The organism is Streptosporangium sp. NPDC002524, from assembly GCF_040295985.1.
Classification (GTDB): Bacteria; Actinomycetota; Actinomycetes; order Streptosporangiales; family Streptosporangiaceae; genus Streptosporangium.
This window is the reverse complement of the sequence record NZ_JBEOWK010000005.1, coordinates 401,264-419,059: the sequence shown is the minus strand read 5'-3', so window position 1 is coordinate 419,059 and position 17,796 is coordinate 401,264. Positions and strand designations below refer to the sequence as shown.

Genomic DNA, 17,796 nt, shown 5'->3' with positions numbered 1-17,796 from the left:
AAGGGGGTCGCCGAGCCCGGCGGGTGGTCGGCCCGAAGGGATCGCCGAGACCGGTGGGTGGTCGGCCCGAAGGGATCGCCGAGACCGGTGGGTGACCGGCCCGTTCGCCCACCGGCGGCGCGGCGGCTCCTTCGGCCGCTGGGAGTGCCGGGACGTGGGGGGCGACTACATCGGCCCGCCCACCGGAGCGTCGGCGTGGCCGTCCCCGGCCGAGACGGACACCAGGCCCGCGATGTAGTCGGAGACCGCGGCGACGGTCGGTTGCCGCCACAGCAGGGTCGTCGGCAGCGAGCACCGGAACCGCCGCTCCAGCCGCCGCCGGACGATCACCGTCAGCACCGAGTCCAGCCCCTGCTCGACCAGCGGCCGGTACGGCGACAGGTCGGCGGGCGCCAGCCGCATCTCCTGGGCGATCTGCACGCCGACCTCCGCGAGCAGGAACGCGCGCAGTTCCTCCGGCCCCAGATCGGCGATGGACTCGGCGGGCCGGACGCCTTCGGGGCCGTTCTCCGCGGCGGCCGGCACGTCGATCACCGGGTACCGCAGTCCCGACAGCCAGCCGACGACGGCGCCCGCGCGGTCGGTCACCCGTACCAGCACCGTGTCGGCGCGCTCGGGGTCGAGCCAGACCTCGATGTCGGCCGTGTCGGGCGGCTCTCCGACAGTGACCAGCCGATCGACGTTCGTCACCATGCGCAGCAGCGGGTCGCCGGGGAACGCGCTCGGCGCCACGGACATCGCCGCGTCCAGCACGGGCGCCCACGTGGCGGCCGGCCCGCACCGGACCCGGGCGCGCAGCGCGCCGTGGCCGCGCAGCAGCTCCTCGACCGTCCAGTCGAACCCGGTGCCGGGCACGCCGACGGCGGCGAGCCGCTGCTTGATCAGGCCCGGCTCCGCCGGGACGAGCGGGTGCGCCGGGGGAACCGGTGCCTCTCCCGGGTCGGCGGGCACCTCGGCGGTGGCGATCATCTGCCAGGAGGCGTCCGGATCACCCGCGGCACGGGCCGCCAGCCGCAGCCCGGTTCCCTGCCGTACGACCTGGACCTCGCGGCGGTCGGCGGTCAGCAGCGGCGCCGACATCGTCACCTCGCCGAGCGCCTGGCCTCCGGCGGCGGCGAAGAAGGTGGCCGCGAGCACCGCGGCCGGCACGATCTCCACGTCCTCGATGGCGTGGCTGCCGGGGTAGGGCCGGCTCTGGTCGTCCAGGACGGTCCGCCAGAGCCGCACGTCGGTGCCCGCGAGGTCGACGACGTCGCCGAGCAGCGTGTGCGTGCCCGGTTCGTGGCCGCGGCCGGTGACGTCGGGGGCGGACGGCGTACGCCAGTGCCTGCGGTGCTGCCAGGGGTACGAGGGGAGCGTGACCGGCCCGCCGGCCGGCTGCAGCCGGTGCCAGTCCACGTCGAGACCGGCGCAGTGCGCCGCGGCCACGCTGTTCAGCAGGGCGGCCCCCGCGGGACGGTTCCGCCGCAACGACGCGCCGACGAAGATCTCCTCGTACCCGCCCGCGCCCAGCGTCTCCAGCACCGAATGGGTGACCACCGGGTGCGCGGACAGCTCCACGAACGCGCGGTACCCGTCGGCCGCGGCGGCCGCGACCGCGTCCGCCAGGCGCACCGGCCGGCGCAGGTTGGCCGCCCAGTACGCGCCGTCGAAGCCGTGGCCCGCCCGTGGGTCGTCCAGTGCCGTCGAGTAGACGCGGATGCCGGGGACACCGGTCGCGAGGTCCGCCGCGGCGGCGGTCAGGCCGGCCAGGAGCGGATCCATCTGCGGCCCGTGGAACGCCACGTCGGAGGCGACCCGGCGGGCCGGGACACCCTCCTCGATCCAGCCGGTCACCGCCTCGGCCACGGCGTCCGGGTCGCCGGAGACGACCGTCGAACCGGGCGACGACGCGATCGCGGCGACCACGTCGGCGCGGTCCCCCAGTTGCCGTGCCACCTCGGCGAACGGCAGGTGCACCATCGCCATCGCCCCGCGGCCCGCGACCTTCCGCAGCAGCAGGGACCTGCGGCAGATCAGCCGGGCGCCGTCCAGGCGGCTCAGCGCCCCGGCCGTCACGGCGGCGGCGATCTCGCCGACCGAGTGGCCGATGACCGCGTGCGGACGGACCCCGTGCGCCCGCCACAGCTCGACGAGGCCGAGCTGCATCGCGAAGATCATGGTCTGGATCCGGTCCACCTCGGTCAGGTCGTCCTCGGTGAGCGCCTTCCGTGGCGAGAAGCCGATCTCGGCGGCGAACACCGGCTCCAGCTCGTCGATCACCGCGGCGAACACCGGCTCGGTCTCCAGCAGTTCCCGGCCCATGCCGGCCCACTGCGAGCCGTGCCCGGAGAACACGAACACCGGTCCTGGACCGGGATCGACGAGCACCCGCCCGGTGGTCACCGCGTCGTGCGAGGCGCCGGTGGACAGGGCGCGCAACCGGTCGGCCAGCGCGGCCGGGCTCCTCGCGGCGACCACGGCCCGGTGCGGCAGGTGGGCGCGGCGCAGCGCGAGCGTGTGCCCGACGTCGGCCGGGGGCAGGTGTCCTGCGACGCCGGCGAGGTTGCCCGCGGCCTGCCGCAGGGCCGCCGGTGACGCGGCGGACACCGGGTACAGCCGGGCCGCGCTTCCCGTGCTTCCGGTGCTCCCCGTGCTTCCCGTGCTTCCCGTGCTTCCCGTGCTTCCCGTGCTCCCGGTGCTCCCCGTGCTCTCGGTGCTCCCCGCGCTTCCCGCGCCTTCCGCGCTCCCGGTGCTTCCCGTGCTCCCCGTCGCGAGCGGGCCGGCCGGTGGCGCCTGTTCGAGGACGACGTGGGCGACGGTGCCGCCGTAGCCGAAGGCGGAGACCGCGGCCCGGCGCGGATGCGCGGAGGCGGGCCAGGGCGTGAGCGCGCCGACCACCCGCAGCCCCGCGCCCGCCCAGTCGACGGCCGGGGTGGGCGTTTCGAGTCGGCTCGGCGGGAGCTCGCCGCGGTCGAGCGCCAGGACGGCCTTGACCAGGCCCGCGACACCGGCGGCGCCTTCGAGGTGACCGATGTTGGACTTGGCCGAACCGATCAGGCACGGCTGCCCCGCCGGCCTGTCCGCCCCGTACACGGCGGCCATCGCGCCCGCCTCCATGGGGTCGCCGACCTCCGTGCCGGTGCCGTGCGCCTCGACGTACCCGACCGTGCCCGGCTCGACGCCCGCCTGCCGCAGCGCGCGGCGCATCACGTGCTCCTGCGCCTGGCCGCACGGCGCCATGATGCCCGCGGTACGGCCGTCCTGGTTGACCGCGCTGCCGCGGACGGTCGCCAGGACCCGGTCCCCGTCCCGTACGGCGTCCGCGAGCCGCTTGAGCACCACGACGGCCGCGCCCTCGCCCCGCCCGTAGCCGTCGGCGGCGGCGTCGAACGACTTGCTCCGCCCGTCGGGCGCCAGCGTGCCCGCGGCGTCCAGTGTCAGCGTCTCGCCGGGCGACAGGATGAGGTTCACCCCACCGGCCAGCGCCACGTCGGTCTCGCCCGCGCGCAGGGCCTGCACGGCCAGGTGGACGGCGACCAGCGACGCCGAGCACGCCGTGTCCACCGCCATGCTCGGGCCGCGCAGGTCGAGCGCGTACGACACCCGGTTGGCGACCGCGCAGGTGGCCGCGCCGATCCCGGTCCACGCCTCGATGTCGGGCAGATCCTCCAGCAGGCGATGCCCGTAGTCGCCGGTGCAGACGCCCACGTACACGCCCGCGTCCGTACCGGCCAGCGCGTCAGGCGACACCCCGGCGTGCTCCAGCGCCTCCCACGCGGTCTCCATCACCAGGCGCTGCTGCGGGTCCATCAGCTCCGCCTCGCGCGGCGAGAGCCCGAAGAACTCCGCGTCGAAGTCGGCCGCCCCGTCCAGGAAGTTGCCGTACGAGAGGGTGCGGCGCAACGCCGCCGCGTACGAGGGGCCGCGGTCGGCGTAGTCGCGCCAGCGGTCGGCGGGCGCCGGTCCGCCGGCGTCCCGGCCCTCGCACAGCAGGTTCCAGTAGTCGTCCACCGAGCCGACGCCGCCGGGCAGCCGGCAGCCGATCCCGATCAGCGCGATCATCTCGGCCGGTTGGTCCATCACACATCGCCTCCCATATTCGCGCCCGCACGGGCGACTCGAGAATCTCCACGACGGCGGCGGGACAGGAATGGTCGCGCCTGGCCGGACCCAGGCGTCTCCGCCGCCTCTCAGACCGGCCGGACTCGACCGTCGACGCACACGGCCACCCAGCCGGGCAACGTCCGCCGCCTCCCGGACCGGTCGGGCCCGAACGGCGGCACATACGGCCGCTCGACCGGCAACGTCCGCCGCCCCCGGGCCGATCGGGCCCGAACGCCGATACGTATGGCCGCTCGACCGGGAATGTCCGCCGCCCCCGGGCCGGTCGGGCCCGAGCGGTGACGCGTACGGCCTCTTGGCCGGGAATGTCCGCCGCCTCCCGGGCCGGTCGGGCCCGGTCGTCGACGCGTACGGCCGCTCAGCCGAGGTCGTCGGAGGCGTACTGCTCGGGGATGTCGAGGATCCGCACGACGGCGCAGGCCAGGGTCTTGCCGGCCCCCACACCGATGAGCAGCACGTAGTCGCCGGGGGCCAGTGCCCCGCCGGCCATCAGGTGGTCGAGGGCGACGAACTGGTCACTCACCCCGAAGTGGCCGACGCCGGAGCCGTACTCCCAGGTGGTGTCGTCCAGGGTCAGCCCGAACCAGCTCGCCCGCTCCTCCACGTTGTCCCAGCGCCCGTGGGGGAACGCCACGCGCGCCACCTCGTCGAGGGTGATGCCCGCCTCCTTGAGCGTGCGGTCGACCAGCTCCATCAGCGTCGACTGGATCGCCAGCATGACGCCGGCGCCGCCGTCGCGGGCGAGCAGCCGCCCCCGGAACGCGCGGTGCCGGGTGGCGAAGTCGAGCTGGGTGCCCACGGTCGCCTCCGGCGGGAACAGCGGCACGCCGCCGTCGTTGACCGACTCGGCCTCCGGCAGCACGACCACGTTGACCGACAGCAACCGCGCGAAGCCCGGGTCCGTGGTGAGCAGCAGCGCACACCCGGCGTCGCCCACCACGTAGCCCTCGATCATGCGCCACCGGTCGACCCGCGGGCTGCCGTGGTTGTCGGCGCCGACCAGCAGCGCGGTGCCGCCCGGCCGCAGGTACCCGGCGGCGAACTGCAGCGCGTTGAACATCCCGCAGCATCCCTGCCGCAGCTCGGCCGCCAGGACGTCGCCGCCGACCAGGTGCTGCTGCAGGTAGTACTGCGGCAGCCAGCCCTCGGGCCCCTGGTGCCAGACGTCGACGTACAGCATGAGGTCCAGATCGCGCGGCGACATCCCGCCGGAGCGCTCGAACGCGTGCCGGGCCGCGCGGAGCGCGAGCTCGGGAGCCGGCACGTCGCCGGCCACCGCCGCGCCGCCGAGGCGGAAATACTCCTTTTCCTCCGCCGGATAGCGGCCCTCGGCGACCGCCGTCTCGATGCTGACCACCGGCGGCAGATGGACGCCGATACTGCGCAGGTAGATGTCGGGTGTACGCATCCGTCCTCCTTCAACGCGGGCATGCCGCGGCGCGGGATGGGGTGGAACGAATAACCCTCCACTGGGGAGAACAGCCTGCTGGAAAAGCTGTCGGGTTGCCTATCACGGGCCGGCGACATGTATCGCGGGCCTCACAACCCTGAATGTCAACAGTTGTGTCCGGAAGCGGTCAGCGCCGATGCTAATCGAATGGATCTTCCATGACTAGTGGTGTCATTCTTCCGGCGGACCATGCATAATCTTCACCGTCGATGATCACCGGCATATCGGCGGCTCCCGCACATGTCCCAAGCCGGAAAGCGGCTCACCCATGCCCCAGAACCAGGCTCCGGCGTCCCAGAACCAGGCTCCGGCCACCGGCCGGAAGCGCACCGGCCGGCTCCTCCTCGTGCTCGCGGGCCTCACCGCGGTCGCTCCGCTGTCCATCGACATGTACGTGCCCGGCTTCCCCGGCCTGGCCGGATCCTTCGGCACCGAGGCCCCCTCGGTCCAGCTGTCCCTGACGGCCTTCCTCGTCGGGCTCGCGGCGGGACAGCTCCTCCTGGGCCCGGTCAGCGACGCGGTGGGCCGCCGCCGCGTCCTGCTGACCGGCGCCGCGCTGTTCACGGTGCTGTCGCTGGCCTGCGCCGCCTCCCCGAGCATCCAGGTCTTCAACGCGGCGCGGCTGCTGCAGGGGGTCGCCGGGGCGGCGGGCATGGTGGTCGCCCGGGCCGTGCTCACCGACCGTTTCCACGGCACCCCGGAGGCGGGCCGCCACTTCGCGACCCTGTCCGCGATCGTGTTCACGGCCCCGGTGGCCGCGCCGGTGCTCGGCGGGGCCATCCTCGGCGCCGGCTCCTGGCGCCTCGTCTTCGTCGCGCTGGCGGGCTTCGGCGTCCTGCTGATCGCGGGGGTCCTCGCCTGGGTGCCGGAGAGCCTGCCCGCCGGCCGCAGGCGATCGAGCGGGGTGACCGGCGTGCTCAGGGCCGTCGCGATGCTCGCCGGGCGGCCCGCCCTCGTGGGGTACGTGCTCGCCTCGTCCTTCACCGGGGCCGCGCTCTTCAGCTACATCGCGGGCTCGACGTTCGTCTTCCAGGACGTTTACGGCCTCTCGGCCACGCGGTACAGCCTCGTCTTCGCCACCAACGCCCTCGGCATGCTGGCCTCCAGCCTCCTCTTCGGCCGCCTGTCCGCCCGCGTCCGGGTGAGCACCCTGCTGGTCACGGGGCTGTCCGTGGCCGGAACCGGTACGGCGGCCCTGGTCGCGTCGCTGGTCACGACCGGCGGTTCCCTCGCCGTCACCTGGGCCTGCCTGTTCGTCACCGTCGCCGGTCTCGGCACGGCGCTGCCCGCCACCACGACCGTCGTCCAGTCGCTCGGCCACGACGCTCCCGGAGCGGCCTCCGGCCTGCTCGGCGGCAGCCAGTTCGTCCTCGGCGCGGCCGCCTCGCCCCTGTCGGGTCTCCTCGGCGGCGGCACGATCTCCATGGCCGTCATCATGCTGGCCGCCTTCGGCCTCGCCGCGCTGTCCCTCACCGTGGTGCGCGGGGCCCGGAAGCGCGACTCCCTTCGCGTGCCCGTCTGAGGTCACGGCGATTCTTTCGACGGTCTCACAATGGACCGGCCGGTCGTTTCCCGGCTCCCGGGAAAAGCCCGATCCACAACCGTCCTCGTGACCTTTCCGCCCGTGCCGGCGGAGGCGGGAGAATGGTTTCTCACCTGAATACTTCCCCTTATGTGAGCCATGCGTTTCTCAACGCGTCCGATGGATGGCGAAAAGCGCTCTGGAGCAGCTCACCGCGTGTTTTCGGGCATACGGACAACCTCGATATCCCGCCGGGAGCAAACCTCATCCGCATGCGATGATTCGGATAGATCCGGTTATCTGTTTCGCGTTTCCAAGGCCTGCCCGCCAGGCGCCGGGCCGATGCGAAGGTGAATGCCGACGGTGCCGGTCCGCGTCGTTCGGAGGGTGCGACCGTCGCCCGGCCGCGCCGCCGGATCGCTTTCCCGGGAACCGGAAGCGCCGGCGGGCATCCTCCACGCGATCCGCACCGGCCCCGGACGGTCCGGCGGTGCGTCGCCGTCCCCGGCCCGGCGTGAAGGGCGGCATCATGATCACCGAAAACGGTGACGTGCCGTTACTGTAAGGCGCTATGGATGCGATCGAGGCCGACCTCCTCACCCGCCCGCCGTCGCGGGCCACGGGCCGGATCCGCCGCGCCACCGGCCCCCGGGCGGGGCGATGATCGTCGCCGAGGTGGTGGGCCGCACGCTGGCCGCGCTCGGCGTCGACACGGTGTTCGGCGTGGTGGGCAGCGGCAACTTCCACGTGACCAACGCGCTGGTGGACGGTGGCGCCCGGTTCGTCGCCGCCCGTCACGAGGCCGGGGCCGCCACGATGGCCGACGCGTACGCCCGGGTGAGCGGCAAGGTCGGCGTGGTGAGCGTGCACCAGGGGCCGGGGCTGACCAACGCGCTGACCGGGCTCGCCGAGGCCGCCAAGAGCGGCACCCCGCTGGTGGTGCTGGCCGGTGAGGCCACCGAGACGCGTTCCAACTTCCACATCGACCAGGACGCCCTGGCCACGGCGGTCGGCGCGGTGCCGATGCGGGTGGACGACGCCGGTTCCGCGACCGAGACCGCCGTCCGGGCGTACGCGACGGCGACCCGCGAACGCCGGGCCGTGCTCCTCAACCTGCCGCTCGACGTGCAGCGGGCCGACGGCGGGCCCGGCCCCGGCTCGGCCCCGGCCCTCCCGGCTCTCCCGGAGCGGAAGACCGGCACCCTCGCCCGCGTGTGGCCGGACGGCGGCGCCGAGGCCCTGGCCTGGATGCTGACGCGGTCGGAGAGGCCGGTGTTCGTCGCCGGACGCGGCGCCCGGCGCGCCCGGCACCAGCTAGAGGAGCTGGCCGACCTCGTCGGGGCGCTGCTGGCCACCTCGGCGGTGGCCAAGGGGCTCTTCCGCGGCAACCCGTGGGACCTCGACGTCAGCGGGGGGTTCTCCTCCCCGCTGGCCGCCCGGCTCATCCGCGACGCCGACGTCCTGGTGGCCTGGGGCTGCTCGCTCAACGGGTGGACCACCCGGCACGGCGCGCTCGTCGGGCCCGGCACCGAGGTCGTCCAGATCGACCTGGACGAGGAGTCCATCGCCGTCCACCAGAGGGTCTCCCTGGGCCTGGTCGGCGACATCCCCGAGGTGGCCGCCGCCGTCGCCGACGTGCTGCGGCCCGCGGGGTCGCGCCCGTCCGGCCCGTCGAGCCCGGCGCCGCGCGGCTACCGCACGCCCGCGCTGGCCGGCCGGATCGCGGCCGAGCGCGCGTGGCGGAACGTGCCGTACGAGGACGAGAGCGGCGACGGCCGGATCGACCCCCGGACGCTCACCATCGCCCTGGACGACCTGCTGCCGGACGAGCGCATCGTCGCCACCGACTCCGGGAATTTCATGGGATATCCGGCCATGTTCTTGGATGTCCCCGACGAGGACGGCTTCTGCTTCACCCAGGGCTTCCAGGCCGTCGGCCTCGGCCTGGCCACCGCCGTGGGCGCCGCGCTGGCCCGTCCCGACCGCCTGCCGGTCGCCGCCCTCGGCGACGGCGGCGCGCTGATGGGCATCGCGGAGCTGGAGACGGTGGTCCGGCTCGGGCTGCCGATGGTGATCGTGGTCTACGACGACGAGGCGTACGGCGCGGAGGTGCACCACTTCGCCGGTCACCGCCTGGACACCGTCACCTTCCCGCCCGCCGACCTCGCCTCCATCGCGCGCGGTCACGGCTGCGCCGCCGTCACCGTCTCCGGCGTGCCGGACCTCGACGGCGTGGCCGCCTGGCTGCGGGGGCCGCGCGACCGGCCGCTGCTCGTCCACGCCAAGATCACCCGCGAGCGCGGCTCCTGGTGGCTGGAGGAGGCGTTCAGGGGCCACTGAACGGCGCCCGCCGCCCTGTGGCCACGGACGTCAGGAAGAAGAGCCAGGTGAGCGGGGGCCATTGAACGGGGCCTCGCCTTATCGGCGGGCTTCTTGGACCTTCTTGCCCTCCTGAGTGTGGGACGGCGGTCGATCTCGCGACACCTCAGGACGGCCTGCCCGCTTCTCCGTGTTCCCTCGCGTGTTCCCTGTCCCGTTCTCCGCGCCGAACAGGGAGAGTTTCGACCGACGGTGCTGGACTTTCGCCCAAACTCGACAAAAGTTCCACGGATCCGGCCGTAACATCTAGACAGTCCGTACGTAACATTTTAAGATCGCACCAGAATTACAGAATGAGCCGCAAAGGTGGCGAAAGTTCAGGAGGTGCAGCAATTTGCGATTGCGGCACCGCACTTTCCGCCTCCCGTGCGACGAGGCTCGCTGTCCGAGGCCGAGATCGGCGATCGGCCGGAAGCGAACCGCCTCGTCCACAGGGCGTGGCACCGTACGTCGGCGGCCGGGGCAGGCACGCCGCCGTACCGAGCACCGGGTTCTCGCGACCCCGGCTCACTCCGTGTTCGCAGCACAGCACCTGATCACGCGGTTCCACCGGCCGCGACGCACCGTGGCCGGCGACACCCCCCACCCCCCTCGAACGGCCTGGAGGTCGTCATGCGACTGCTGATCCGCTCCACCGCGACTTGCTGACGGCCGGCGCGGCGCCAGGTGGTGCCGCGCCGCCGGCACAAGAGGGATAGCCGGGTCGGCGGGACGGACGCCGACCGCTCCGCCGACCCGGTCCCGCTCGCCACCCCCCACGGAAACCGGTGGGCGCCGCCGGCACCGGCGCCCATCGGTTACCGGCCTCCCGGCCCGGTCACCGGCCTCCCCCGGCCGATGAGCGGGACGCCCCCCGCGTCCCGCTCGCCATCGCCACTCGCGACGACCCGGCGACGGCCACCTTCGTGGCGCGTCTCCGGAGCGTCCGCCCGTGGCCGCTCGACGACATCTCCCGGCTCCGCACCCCCCGCAGTACTCGAAGGCGAGGTGACTCACAACTCCTGACTGACACCTGTTGACTGTTTTACCCATAGCGGTCACAGTTTGTCCGAGCGACGTCGCTGACGGATTTCCCCCCACCCCTACGCGTCGTTGGCGTGATCGGCGCACGCCTGTATGGACTCGTACTACAGGAAGCGAGCACCACCGATCATGTTAAGAAAACTAGTCGCATGCGTCGCCGTACTGGCGACCGCACTCAGCCTGGGCCCTCCAGCGGCACAGGCCGCGCCGAGCACCGCTTCGAAGAGCGCGTCCGAGAGAGTGGCGCTCGCGGCACCCGGCTACACCCAGGTGACGCTCGCCAAGGGCGTGGCGGAGACCGGTGAGCCGATGGGCCTCACCGTCCTGCCCAACCGGGGCGTGCTGCACACGTCGCGCGATGGCGTGATCCGCTACACCGACGTGCTGGGCAACACCAAGGTGGCGCTCACCATCCCGGTGTACACGCACGACGAAGAGGGCCTGCAGAGCATCAAGGCCGACCCGAACTTCGCGACGAACCGGTGGGTGTACGTCTACTACGCGCCGCCGCTGTCCACGCCGGGCGGTGACGCGCCGGCCTTCGGGACGGCGGCCCAGTTCGCCCCGTTCAACGGGGTGAACCGGCTGGCCAGGTACACGGTCAACGCGGACCACACCCTCAACGCGGCCTCCGCGGTCACCGTCCTCGACGTCCCCACCAGCCGTGGCATGTGCTGCCACGTCGGCGGCGACATCGACTTCGACGCGGCGGGCAACCTCTACCTCTCCACCGGTGACGACACGAACCCGTTCGACTCCAGCGGCTACACGCCGATCGACGAGCGGACCGACCGCAACCCGGCCTACGACGCGCAGCGCACCTCGGGCAACAGCAACGACCTGCGGGGCAAGGTGCTGCGGATCAAGCCGAGCGCGGGCGGCGGCTACACCGTCCCGTCGGGCAACCTGTTCCCGGCCGGCACCGCGAACACCCGGCCCGAGATCTACGCGATGGGTTTCCGCAACCCGTTCCGGATGAACGTGGACAAGGCCACCGGCACGGTCTACCTGGGTGACTACGGGCCCGACTCGGGCACCGCCAGCGCCACCCGGGGCCCGGCGGCGTCGGTCTCGTTCGAGCGCATCACCCAGCCCGGCAATTACGGCTGGCCGTACTGCTCGCAGTTCAACGTGCCGTACGTCGACTTCACCTTCCCGTCCGGTCCCTCGGGCGCCGCGTTCAACTGCGCCGGCGGGCCGACGAACAACTCGCGCAACAACACCGGCATCACCCAGCTCCCGGCCTCGCGCGCGGCCTGGCTGCCGTACGGGGTCGGCCAGGACCGGTCGGAGCTGTGCTGCGGAAGCTGGTCGCCGATGGGCGCCCCGGTCTACAACTACAACGCCGCGCTCGTCTCCGACGTGAAGTTCCCGGCGTCGATGAACGGCAAGGTGTTCATCAGCGAGTTCGGCCGCCGTTGGATCAAGACGGTCACCCTGAACGGCAGCGGCGGGGTGGGCACGATCGAGCCCTTCCCGACCTGGACCGGCACCCAGGTGATGGACTCGGAGTTCGGGCCGGACGGCGCGTTGTACGTGCTCGACTACGGCACCGGCTGGTTCGGCGGCGACGCCAACTCGGCCGTGTACAGGATCGAGTACAACTCGGGCACCGGCCAGGCCCCGATCGCGGCGATCAACGCCAACCCGAAGTCCGGCAACGCGCCGCTCGCCGTGCAGTTCAGCTCGGCCGGGAGCAGCGACCCCGACGGCGACCCGATCACGTACGCGTGGGACTTCACCACGAACGGCAGCACCGACTCGACCGCGGCCAACCCGACGTTCACCTACACGGCCAACGGCACGTACACGGCGACGTTGACGGTGAGCGACAACACCGGCCGCAGCGCCACGGCGAGCACCACGATCAGCGTCGGGCAAGCGGCGGTCACCCTCACCCTGCCGGTCAACGGGCGGGTGTTCAACTTCGGCGACGCGATCCCGTTCCAGATCAGCGTCACCGACCCGAACTCCCCGACCATCGACTGCAGCCGGGTGAAGATGAACTACATCCTCGGCCACGACAGCCACGGTCACCTGATGACCACCGCGACCGGCTGCTCGGGCACCATCCAGACCCCGGTGGACGGTGAGCACGACGCCAACGCGAACATCTTCGGCGTCTTCGACGCGGAGTACACCCCGCCCGGCTCGACCACGGCCATCCACGCGCCGCAGGCCGTCCTGCAGCCGCGGACCCGCCAGGCCGAGCACTTCAGCGCCCAGCAGGGCGTGCAGGTCGTGCCCAAGCCGTCGGCCAACGGCGGCAACGCGATCGGATACGTCGAGAACGGGGACTGGATCTCGTTCACGCCGTACAACCTGAGCGGGGTCACGTCGTTCACGGCGCGGGTCGCGTCGGCCGGCGCGGGTGGCACGCTCACCCTGCGGGCCGGTTCGGCGACCGGGACGGTGGTCGGCACGGCCACGGTCGCGCCGACCGGCGGCTGGGAGACCTGGGCCAACGTCACCGGCACCGTGACACCGCCGTCGGGGACGACGAACCTGTTCCTGGTCTTCACCGGTGGCGCGGGCTCGCTGTTCGACATCGACTCCTTCACCTTCACCAGCGGGACGACGACGCCGCCGGCGACGAACCTCGCGCTGAACAAGCCGGCGACGGCCTCCAGCGTGGAGTCGGCCGCCTACCCGGCCTCGGCCGCGGTGGACGCGTCGGCGACGACCCGGTGGGCCAGCGCGTTCTCCGACCCGCAGTGGATCCAGGTCGACCTGGGCGCCACGTACACGATCAACCGGGTGCGTCTGGTGTGGGAGGCGGCCTACGGGTCGGCGTACCAGATCCAGACCTCGACCAACGGCACGACCTGGACGAACGCCAGATCGGTGACCGGCGGCAACGGCGGTGAGGACAACAACACCGGCCTGAGCAACGCCGCCCGGTACGTCCGCATCTACGGCACCACCCGGGCCACGGCGTGGGGTTACTCCCTGTTCGGTTTCGAGGTCTACGGAAGCTGACCTCCCCGGCGGGCCCGTCCCGCCCTTCCAGATAACGCCGCCGCGGGGCGTCCGGACGACGGACGCCCCGCGGTGTCGTTCGTCTTCGGCTCCGCGGGATCCCTTCTCGGACACCGAGGTCTACGGAGTCCTGGTCACTCATCGAAGTGGCCGGGATCTTTCTTTCGCTCCGGCGATGGACCGGCCGCCGTTCGGTGAGCCGTTTCCTCGCGGGCAGGCCAGTCCAGGCGGCACCACGCCCTGCGTCCCTTCCCGTCGATGACCACGTCGTAGGCGGCGGCCAGGGCGACGACGATGTCCAGGTCTCCCATGGAGGCACCCGCTATGGGTATCGAACCGCCGCGTTCCAACTACAGGCAGCTCGCTGACCTGCTGCGGAGTGCCATCCATGAGGGCACGTACGAGCCTGGCGCGACACTTCCCAGCGAGCCCGAGCTGGCGGCGCAGTACCGGCTGTCCCGGCCGACCGTCAACCGGGCGATCCTGATCCTCCGCAACGAAGGTCTCGTCCGGGTGGAGCGGGGCCGGGGGACCTTCGTCCGCGAGATACCGCCTATCAACCGTCACGCGACCACCCGCTACCCCCGGGCCAGCAGGGAACGAGACGGTCTCGGCCGGGGCGCGTTCGACACCGAGATCAGGGACATGGGGCTGAAGCCGCGATCCGAGGTGGTCCAGCTCGAACCGGTCGTACCACCGGAGCGGGTGGCCCACGCCCTTCGGTTGACGGACGACCAGCTCGCCCTTGTACGGAAGCGGCACATGTTCGCCTCCGACGCGCCGATACAGGTCGCCACCTCCTGGGTGCCGTGGTCGATCGCCGAGGGCACACCGCTGGAAAGAAGGGACACGGGCCCCGGCGGCACCTACTCACGGCTCGCGGAGCTGGGGCACGAGGTGGCCCGATTCACCGAGGCCGTCGCTGTCCGCACCCCGACACGCGAGGAGGAGACGTTTCTCCGCCTGACGGAGGAACAGCCACTTTTCGATATCTTCCACATAGCGTGGGACGCGAACGATCGTCCCGTCGAGGTCACCGTCCATGTGATGCCGACCTTCCAGTGGGTTCTCAATTACGAATGGCCGGCTGAACCGCAGTGACTCCACCACCTCGTTCCTCGACCCCCCGGGTGCTCACCGCGGAGCGGCCAGGAGGTCCCGGAGCGTCGGAGGACCGGATCTTCCTGACCCCGAACGCGGCCGTCGTCCTCGACGGCGCGACCTCGGTGGAGCTCGGCCCGGGAAGCGGCGGCTGGTACGCGGACTCCTTGGGGCGCCTTCTCGAAGAACTGATCGCCGCCGAACCTCACCAGGACCTGCGCAAATTGCTCGCCCACGCCATCGAGGGAGTCGCCACCGCGTACGACCTGGAGGCGGGCAAAGCACCGTCGAGCACGGTGGCCGTCCTGCGCTGGGACGAGAACGAACTGGAGGCGCTGGTTCTCGGTGACAGTGCCGTCGTCGTCTTCGACAGGGCGGGCGGCGTCGAAGTGCTGCAGGACTCCCGGATCCTGGAGATCCGCAACGAGCCGCGGGAGGCGTACCTGACACGGCTCCGCAGCGGCGAGGGCTACCGCGACGACTCCAGAGAGCTGATGCGGTCCTTCCAGAGCATCACCCGCTCCCACCGCAACCGCGAGGGCGGCTACTGGATCGCCGAGGCCACACCCGACGCCGGTTTCCACGCCCGCGTCCGTCGCTGGCCCCGCTCCACGACCTCCGCCGTCCTGATCGCGACCGACGGCGTCGTCAGCGGGGTCGAGGAGTACGGCGTACCCACGGACTGGCCCGCCGCCCTCGACGTCATCATGACCCAGGGACCCGACGCCCTGACCGACATGATCCACGAAGCCGAGGAGAGCGACCCCGACGCATCTCGCTGGCCACGCTTCAAACCGCACGACGACAAGGCTCTGGCTCTCCTCCTGTTCGACTGACTCCGCCGAGGCTCAGATGACCGTGAACGACAAGCCTGACCGGGCGCGGGCGCACCAGGACGACCGGCCCCTGCACTCGGTGAGTGTCGGCGCCGCCGTCATCGACGCGGAAGGCCGCTTCCTCGCGATCAAGCGACGCGACAACGGTCGGTGGCAGCTGCCCGGAGGCGTCGTCGAGCTGGACGAAGGCCCGTTGGACGCGGTCCGGCGCGAGGTCCTGGAAGAGACGGGTATCCACGTCGAGCCGATCCGTTTGACCGGCGTCTACAAGAACATGACGCTCGGCGTCGTCTCCCTGGTCTTTCTCTGCCAAGCGGTGGCGGGACAGGCCAGGGCGACCGAGGAGGCGGCGGAGACCGCGTGGCTCGCGCTGGACGAGGTCTCAACCCGTATGTCGGAGGCCTTTTCGATCCGCCTGCTGGACGCGCTCCGAATCGCCGATCCCGCTGTCCGTACGCATGATGGCGAACACCTGCTCGGGCTTGATTCGGTGTGAGCCACTGAGGAGAACGGATTCACAGCCCTGTTACGGATCGGCTCCAGGTATCGATCCATAAGACAGGTGGTCGTCCATCACGGTGACGGGAGAACAGTGAGCTGTCGAGACTGCAAGACCTGCACCAAGGCGGCCGTTTTCCACGTGGGGCAGAAGTGGATGGTCGGGCTCCTGTACCTGTGCACCGCCGGTATCGCTTTCGTGGTGAAGCGCGGGTTCATGCGGCACTGCCCTGACTGCAGGCATCTGTTGAGCAATCATCTTCGCCGGGCGGATGGATCATTTCGCGACTAGGGATGTGGGGCCCGACTTCCGAAACCGGCGGTGGCCCCGCCCCACTCCCCAGGGGAGCGGGGCCACCGTTTCCGGCCGGATCCCCGCCGGTTGGCGGGCGAGCGCTTCATCCGGCCGGAAGACGAGGGCGCCGGGACGGGCCGGGGCCTGTCCTGCCGGGGGTGTCCCGGCGCCCGGACGCGCTGGGCGTCCGGGGTGGGCGGTGTCGTTCCCGGCGGCGCGGTGGTGGTGTTCCGGGGGTGCCGAGGTCAGCTCGCGCTGCAGGAGACCGTCGGCCAGGTCGAGTTGCCGTTGCGCTGGATCGTCACGCCCCAGTTGTTGCCGCTGCCGTTGGGCCTGCCGGTCAGCACCTGGGCGCTGGGGTAGCTCGCGCTGACGTTCCAGGTGGAGAGGACCTTGGCGGGGGACGGGACGTTCATCGTCACGGTCCAGTTGCTCGAACCGCTCACCGCGACGTTGAGGTTGTACCGGTCACTCCACTGCTGACCCGCGGAGAGCGACGCGGTGCAGCCGCCGCCCCCGCCGCCGCCACCACCACCGCCACCGCCTCCGCCGGAGGAGCCGCCGACCGTGATGTTGGAGTTTCCGCTGCTCTGGTAGCCCTCCGTCGCGAGGATCATGTAGTCGTGGTTGCCCAGGCTCATCCCGTTGCGGGCCCAGGCGTCGAAGTGGTTGCCGGAGGTTATGGTCCCGCCGGTCTTCTTCGACTGGCGGACGCTCCAGTACTGGTTGAACGTCCTGATGCCGTCGATGGAGGGGGCGTTGACGCGCGTCGTCTGGTAGATGTCGTACGTGCCGCCGTCGCTGGTGACCGTGCCCTTGTACGTCCCGGTGGGCCGGTAGGTGCCCCAGTTGTCGACGATGTAGTACTCCACCAGCGGGTTTCTCGTCCACCCGTAGAGGGTGAGATACGCGTTGCCGGACGGGTTGAAGCTGCCCGAGTAGCTCACGCTCCTGCGCCCGCCGGTGCTCCAGCCCTTGCCGGCGACGAAGTTCCCGGTGTTGCTCCACGAGGTGCTGTAGTTGCCGCCGGACCCCAGCTCCATGGAGACCGTGCCCTGGCTGTCGGTCCAGAACGAGAAGAAGTAGCCGTTGTTGGTACCGGTCTGGTTGGTGGTGATGGCGGCGTAGGCGGGGCCGGGCAGCACCGCCACGGCCATGGCCAGCGCCACGGCGCACACACGGCCGGCGAGCGACCTGGCGCGGTCGCGCCCGCGGCGCCCGTGGCGCTTCGGGGGGACGGGGGCATCGTTCATGTGCGTGCTTCCTCCTGGTGAAGGCCGGTGGGGCAGGCAGCGTGATACGACCCGGCGGGGCCGGCGGTGGCCGAGGTGACGTCCACCGCGTGTCGGAGTCGTACGACACGGCGGGGCGGGCCGGACGTCGGGAGGTCGACGCCCGGAGGACCAGGCCGCGCGGCGGGTGACCCGGATCGACAGCGGTCGAGGCCTGTCGATGGTGAGAGTGTGGGTTTGTCGCGCCGGACTGTCAACAACTTTCAGAAATATATCGGAAATATGATCTTGATTGCGTTTCCCCGGGGAGACATTCTGCCTGGTCGACGGTATTGGCTGGCCGACCGGGATTCGGGACGCTCGATGAAAGCTTCTTC

Annotated in this window: 10 protein-coding genes; 6 read left to right on the top strand and 4 right to left on the bottom strand. The window is 71.7% G+C overall.

What is annotated here, in order from left to right; translation table 11 throughout:
* Window positions 1–165: 165 nt before the first annotated feature.
* Entirely contained in the window at window positions 166–4,062 is a 3,897-nt protein-coding gene (locus ABT053_RS11230) for a type I polyketide synthase (protein WP_350968788.1), read from the bottom strand.
* A 400-nt stretch (window positions 4,063–4,462) separates the two neighbouring features.
* A complete protein-coding gene (locus ABT053_RS11225; RefSeq protein ID WP_350968787.1) occupies window positions 4,463–5,512 on the bottom strand; it encodes a ketoacyl-ACP synthase III family protein in 1,050 nt (349 codons plus the stop codon).
* Window positions 5,513–5,822: 310 nt separating this feature from the next.
* Between ABT053_RS11225 and ABT053_RS11220 the strand changes: the two genes are divergently transcribed.
* From ABT053_RS11220 to ABT053_RS11210, 3 genes are all read left to right on the top strand, one after another.
* On the top strand, window positions 5,823–7,076 hold the full coding sequence (locus ABT053_RS11220) for a multidrug effflux MFS transporter (protein ID WP_350968786.1): 1,254 nt from the start codon (window positions 5,823–5,825) through the stop codon (window positions 7,074–7,076).
* A gap of 660 nt (window positions 7,077–7,736) precedes the next feature.
* Window positions 7,737–9,416, top strand: coding sequence for a thiamine pyrophosphate-binding protein (locus ABT053_RS11215; RefSeq protein ID WP_350968785.1), 1,680 nt, complete (start codon window positions 7,737–7,739; stop codon window positions 9,414–9,416).
* Window positions 9,417–10,718: 1,302 nt separating this feature from the next.
* Entirely contained in the window at window positions 10,719–13,457 is a 2,739-nt protein-coding gene (locus tag ABT053_RS11210; RefSeq protein ID WP_350968784.1) for a carbohydrate-binding protein, read from the top strand.
* Between the two features lie 134 nt (window positions 13,458–13,591).
* Here ABT053_RS11210 and ABT053_RS11205 read toward each other — a convergent pair whose 3' ends face one another.
* Window positions 13,592–13,768 carry a hypothetical protein gene (locus ABT053_RS11205; RefSeq protein ID WP_350968782.1) on the bottom strand — a complete coding sequence of 59 codons (177 nt, stop codon included), beginning with the start codon at window positions 13,766–13,768 and terminating at the stop codon, window positions 13,592–13,594.
* 13 nt (window positions 13,769–13,781) lie between these two features.
* Here ABT053_RS11205 and ABT053_RS11200 point away from each other — a divergent pair, with 13 nt between their 5' ends.
* Genes ABT053_RS11200 through ABT053_RS11190 form a run of 3 tightly spaced genes read left to right on the top strand, consistent with a single transcriptional unit; the run spans window position 13,782 to window position 15,890 of the window.
* Window positions 13,782–14,558: a GntR family transcriptional regulator gene (locus tag ABT053_RS11200; RefSeq protein WP_350968781.1), complete on the top strand. Its 777-nt coding sequence runs from the start codon at window positions 13,782–13,784 to the stop codon at window positions 14,556–14,558.
* Window positions 14,555–15,394: a protein phosphatase 2C domain-containing protein gene (locus tag ABT053_RS11195; protein ID WP_350968780.1), complete on the top strand. Its 840-nt coding sequence runs from the start codon at window positions 14,555–14,557 to the stop codon at window positions 15,392–15,394. Before ABT053_RS11200 ends, ABT053_RS11195 begins: the two co-directional genes overlap by 4 nt.
* 16 nt (window positions 15,395–15,410) lie before the next feature.
* The gene (locus tag ABT053_RS11190; RefSeq protein ID WP_350968778.1) at window positions 15,411–15,890 is read left to right on the top strand and encodes an NUDIX hydrolase; all 480 of its coding nucleotides are present in this window, start codon (window positions 15,411–15,413) and stop codon (window positions 15,888–15,890) included.
* A 542-nt stretch (window positions 15,891–16,432) separates the two neighbouring features.
* Here the strand turns inward: ABT053_RS11190 and xynA are convergent.
* Window positions 16,433–17,440 (bottom strand): endo-1,4-beta-xylanase XynA, encoded by a 1,008-nt coding sequence (gene xynA, locus ABT053_RS11185; RefSeq protein WP_350968777.1) that lies wholly within the window; start codon window positions 17,438–17,440, stop codon window positions 16,433–16,435.
* Window positions 17,441–17,796: the final 356 nt, after the last annotated feature.

What these genes read in the sequence shown, in the direction of transcription:
- ABT053_RS11215 (WP_350968785.1), top strand. Translation starts at nt 7,737, where the DNA reads ATGATCGTCGCCGAGGTGGTGGGCCGCACGCTGGCCGCGCTCGGCGTC.
- ABT053_RS11190 (WP_350968778.1), top strand. Translation starts at nt 15,411, where the DNA reads ATGACCGTGAACGACAAGCCTGACCGGGCGCGGGCGCACCAGGACGAC.
- ABT053_RS11220 (WP_350968786.1), top strand. Translation starts at nt 5,823, where the DNA reads ATGCCCCAGAACCAGGCTCCGGCGTCCCAGAACCAGGCTCCGGCCACC.
- ABT053_RS11200 (WP_350968781.1), top strand. Translation starts at nt 13,782, where the DNA reads ATGGGTATCGAACCGCCGCGTTCCAACTACAGGCAGCTCGCTGACCTG.
- ABT053_RS11205 (WP_350968782.1), bottom strand. Translation starts at nt 13,768, where the DNA reads ATGGGAGACCTGGACATCGTCGTCGCCCTGGCCGCCGCCTACGACGTG.
- xynA (WP_350968777.1), bottom strand. Translation starts at nt 17,440, where the DNA reads ATGAACGATGCCCCCGTCCCCCCGAAGCGCCACGGGCGCCGCGGGCGC.
- ABT053_RS11225 (WP_350968787.1), bottom strand. Translation starts at nt 5,512, where the DNA reads ATGCGTACACCCGACATCTACCTGCGCAGTATCGGCGTCCATCTGCCG.
- ABT053_RS11230 (WP_350968788.1), bottom strand. Translation starts at nt 4,062, where the DNA reads ATGGACCAACCGGCCGAGATGATCGCGCTGATCGGGATCGGCTGCCGG.